The following is a 4,974-nucleotide window of genomic DNA, read 5'->3' as shown; positions in this document are numbered from 1 at the left end:
GTAAATAAAAATCCTGGCGACTTCCTACTCTCCCACATCGAGATAATGCAGTACCATCGGCGTATAGGGGCTTAACTTCTCTGTTCGGAATGGGAAGAGGTGTTTCCCCCTAGCTATAGTCACCAGAAAAACTCTAGTAAAACTTAAAATACAAAATGAAAGAAAATAATTGAAAGAGCAGCCGTCAGAGCAAAAGAAGAAAAACGTGTTATCTATGGATAAAAATATAATTGATTAAGTCTCACGACTTATTAGTACTGCTCGGCTGAACCCATTACTGGGCTTATACCTGCAGCCTATCAACCTCGTCATCTCCGAGGAGTCTTTAGTCACATAAAGTGAGGGATACCTCATCTTGAAGCGTGCTTCGCGCTTAGATGCTTTCAGCGCTTATCACAACCGTACATAGCTACCCAACGATACCACTGGCGTGATAATTGGTGCACTAGAGGTACGTTCATTCCGGTCCTCTCGTACTAAGAATGACCCTTCTCAAGTATCCTGCGCCCGCATAGGATAGGGACCGAACTGTCTCACGACGTTCTGAACCCAGCTCACGTACCGCTTTAATTGGCGAACAGCCAAACCCTTGGGACCTTCTTCAGCCCCAGGATGCGATGAGCCGACATCGAGGTGCCAAACCTTGCCGTCGATATGAACTCTTGGGCAAGATCAGCCTGTTATCCCCGGCGTACCTTTTATCCTTTGAGCGACGGCACTTCCACTCGCTACCGTCGGATCACTAAGTCCTGCTTTCGCACCTGCTCGACTTGTAGGTCTCGCAGTTAAGCTCCCTTTTGCCTTTACACTCGCCGCACGATTACCAACCGTGCTGAGGGAACCTTTGAGAGCCTCCGTTACTCTTTAGGAGGCGACCGCCCCAGTCAAACTACCCGCCTAACACTGTCCCAAACCCAGATTCATGGGTCGTGGTTAGAATCCAAATAAAGCAAGGGTGGTATTTCACCATTGGCTCCACCGAAGCTAGCGCCCCGGCTTCAAAGCCTCCCACCTATCCTACACATGCTTTATCCGAACCCAATGCTAGGGTGCAGTAAAGGTGCACGGGGTCTTTCCGTCCATATGCGGGTAACCGGCGTCTTCACCGGTACCACAATTTCACCGAGCCCGTGGTTGAGACAGAGCCCAAATCGTTACACCATTCGTGCAGGTCGGAACTTACCCGACAAGGAATTTCGCTACCTTAGGACCGTTATAGTTACGGCCGCCGTTTACTGGGGCTTCGGTTCAAAGCTTCTCTTACGATAACCTCTCCCCTTAACCTTCCAGCACCGGGCAGGTGTCAGTCCGTATACATCGTCTTAATTGACTTCGCACAGACATGTGTTTTTGTTAAACAGTCGCTTGGGCCATTTCTCTGCGGCCTCTTTCGGCTTCAGGAGTAAATCCCTAGACCTACTTGAGGCACCCCTTATCCCGAAGTTACGGGGTTAATTTGCCGAGTTCCTTAACCACGGCTCACTCGAGCACCTTAGAATATTCATCCCATCTACCTGTGTCGGTTTGCGGTACGATCTGATAAGATTCTCCCGTACGAAGATTTTCTTGGCAGCATGCTTACGGTTAGTTTGTGAGCTAAGCTCTCCCATTCATATCTCGGTGTAAGAGAAAGCGGATTTGCCTGCCTTCTCCACCTACATACTTAGACCACCTAATCCAACAGGTGGCTAACCTTCACTTCTGCGTCCCTCCTTACGGTCAAACGAATATTACCAGGTACAGGAATATTAACCTGTTTGCCATCACTTACGCCTTTCGGCCTCAGCTTAGGGATCGACTAACCCTGAGACGATTAACGTTGCTCAGGAAACCTTAGATTTTCGGTGGACAGATTTTCCATCTGTCTTATCGTTACTTATGCCAACATTTGCTTTTCTATCCGCTCCAGCATGCCTCACGACACACCTTCGATGCAGAATAGAATGTTCCCCTACCACGTCATAATTAAATGACATCCAAAACTTCGGCAAGTAGTTTAAGTCCCGAGAATTGTCGACGCCAGATCGCTTGACTAGTGAGCTATTACGCACTCTTTAAATGAGTGGCTGCTTCTAAGCCAACATCCTAGTTGTCTAAGCAATCTAACATCCTTTATCTGTTAACTACTATTTAGGGGCCTTAGTTGTTGATCTGGGTTGTTTCCCTCTCGGCAATGAAACTTATCTCCCACTGCCTGACTCCCGAGAAACATGTATACGGTATTCGGAGTTTGTCAGGGTTTGGTACCGTTGTGACAGCCCTAGCCCTATCAGTGCTCTACCTCCGTTACACTATTACTCGAGGCTAGCCCTAAAGCTATTTCGGGGAATACGAGCTATCTCCGAGTTTGATTGGTCTTTCGCTCCTACCCTCACCTCATCCAAGCGGTTTTCAACCCACACTAGTTCGGACCTCCATGAGGTTTTACCCTCACTTCATCCTGGACAAGGGTAGATCACCCGGTTTCGCGTCTACCGCATGCAACTTAAACGCCCGTTTTCAGACTTGCTTTCGCTTCGGCTCCGCTTCTTAAAAGCTTAACCTTGCTGCATACGAGTAACTCGTTGGCTCATTAAACAAAAGGCACGCTGTCATCCCGATAAATCGGGACTCCAACCGTTTGTAAGCATACGGTTTCAGGTACTATTTCACCCTCCTGTTAGGAGTACTTTTCACCTTTCCCTCACGGTACTGCTGCGCTATCGGTTACGAGAGAGTATTTAGCCTTAGGAGATGGTTCTCCCGGATTCACACAAAATTCCACTTACTTCGTGTTACTTGGGAAAAGCTTAAAGAGTTACATTATTTTCACCTACAGGACTATCACCTTCTTTGGTCAGACTTTCCAGATTGTTCGGTTAATAATATAATTTTTGACTCTTTGACCTAACAGTAATTCGGTCTAAAGCTTCCCGCGACACCGCTGACACAACGGTTACTGCCTTTAACATGTCAGACGGTTTAGGCTCTTTCCGTTTCGCTCGCCACTACTCAGGAAATCACTATTGTTTTCTCTTCCACCAGCTACTTAGATGTTTCAGTTCACTGGGTTGTCTTCATGCATCCTATGGATTCAGATGCAGATAATAGAACATTACTTCTATTGGGTTGTCCCATTCGGAGATCTACGGGTCTCAGGTTATTTCCACCTATCCGTAGCTTTTCGCAGGTTGTCGCGTCCTTCATCGACTTCTCGTACCAAGGCATCCACCGTATGCCCTTAGTAACTTAACCAAAAATTCATATTTTTATACACAGATATTATATTTTTCTTTTTTTGATAACGGCTAGTAAAACTTCGCTTTCTAAAAGAAAACTACGTTTTTACTCTTTCAAATTTTCAAAGAACATTTTTTGTTTGTGGAGCTAATCAGGATCGAACTGATAACCTCCGCCTTGCAAGGGCGGCGCTCTCCCAATTGAGCTATAGCCCCAGTAATCCTTAACCAATATTTGGTACTATTTAAGGGTCGCTGGGTGATATAAGACAAGTCTCAGACTTCTAGTCTATAGCAACACACCCTTAAAAAGTGGGCCTGAGTAGAATTGAACTACTGACCTCACGCTTATCAGGCGTGCGCTCTAACCATCTGAGCTACAGGCCCAGGTCTTAATCTTCGTCAAAATTTTCAAGAACAGTGCTTTACCTGGTTCAAAATAGCATCAGGTCTAACATCTTTAATAAAGAAAAGTGAGTGTAAGGACTTTCAGTAATCTTTGAATCCTATGATATGATTACTCTAGAAAGGAGGTGATCCAGCCGCACCTTCCGGTACGGCTACCTTGTTACGACTTAGCCCCAGTCACTGGTTTTACCTTAGGCAGCTCCCCCCTTGCGGTTAGGACACTGACTTTGGGTACCCCCAGCTTCCATGGCTTGACGGGCGGTGTGTACAAGGCCCGGGAACGTATTCACCGCGCCGTGCTGATGCGCGATTACTAGCAATTCCGACTTCATGGAGTCGAGTTTCAGACTCCAATCCGAACTGAGGATGCTTTTATGGGATTGGCTCCACCTCGCGGCTTGGCAACCCTTTGTAACATCCATTGTAGCACGTGTGTGGCCCTAGGCGTAAGGGCCATGCGGACTTGACGTCATCCCCACCTTCCTCACTACTTGCGTAGGCAGTCCTGTTAGAGTGCCCAGCTTAACCTGATGGCAACTAACAGTAGGGGTTGCGCTCGTTGCGGGACTTAACCCAACACCTCACGGCACGAGCTGACGACAGCCATGCAGCACCTGTACAAGTGCCCCGAAGGGAAGGGTGCTTTCACACCCGGTCACTTGCCTTTCAAGCCTAGGTAAGGTTCTTCGCGTTGCATCGAATTAAACCACATGCTCCACTGCTTGTGCGGGCCCCCGTCAATTCCTTTGAGTTTCAACCTTGCGATCGTACTCCCCAGGTGGAATACTTAATGCGTTAGCTGCGACACTGAGCCCTCAGGCCCAACATCTAGTATTCATCGTTTACAGCGTGGACTACCAGGGTATCTAATCCTGTTTGCTACCCACGCTTTCGCGCCTCAGCGTCAGTTACAGACCAAGAGACCGCCTTCGCCACTGGTGTTCTTCCAGATATCTACGTATTTCACCACTACACCTGGAATTCCATCTCTCTCTTCTGAACTCAAGATTTGCAGTATCAAAGGCAGCTCTGCAGTTAAGCTGCAGGATTTCACCTCTGACTTACAAACCCGCCTACGCGCCCTTTACACCCAGTAAATCCGGACAACGCTAACCCCCTACGTATTACCGCGGCTGCTGGCACGTAGTTAGCCGGGGTTTCCTCTGAAGGTACAGTCAAAACGGAATTCGATTCCGCACTTTCTTCCCTTCTCACAGGAGTTTACAACCTTACGGCATTCATCCTCCACGCGGCGTTGCTGGGTCACCCTTCCGGGCATTGCCCAATATTCCTCACTGCTGCCTCCCGTAGGAGTCTGGACCGTGTCTCAGTTCCAGTGTGGCTGATC

General features: G+C 48.0%; 2 tRNA genes and 3 rRNA genes. All 5 read right to left on the bottom strand.

Annotated features, from left to right (window positions below):
• Window positions 1-11: 11 nt before the first annotated feature.
• Window positions 12-127 (bottom strand): 5S ribosomal RNA (rrf, locus tag HF312_21150).
• A gap of 94 nt (window positions 128-221) precedes the next feature.
• Window positions 222-3,237, bottom strand: a 23S ribosomal RNA gene (locus tag HF312_21145).
• Window positions 3,238-3,361: 124 nt separating this feature from the next.
• A tRNA-Ala gene (locus HF312_21140) sits at window positions 3,362-3,434 on the bottom strand.
• A gap of 97 nt (window positions 3,435-3,531) precedes the next feature.
• Window positions 3,532-3,605: transfer RNA gene (locus tag HF312_21135), tRNA-Ile, on the bottom strand.
• Between the two features lie 136 nt (window positions 3,606-3,741).
• A 16S ribosomal RNA gene (locus HF312_21130) occupies window positions 3,742-4,974 on the bottom strand; the annotation flags it as partial.

It is taken from the genome of Ignavibacteria bacterium, from assembly GCA_025612375.1.
Classification (GTDB): Bacteria; Bacteroidota; Ignavibacteria; order Ignavibacteriales; family SURF-24; genus JAAXKN01.
This window is presented reverse-complemented; position numbering and strand designations above follow the sequence as displayed.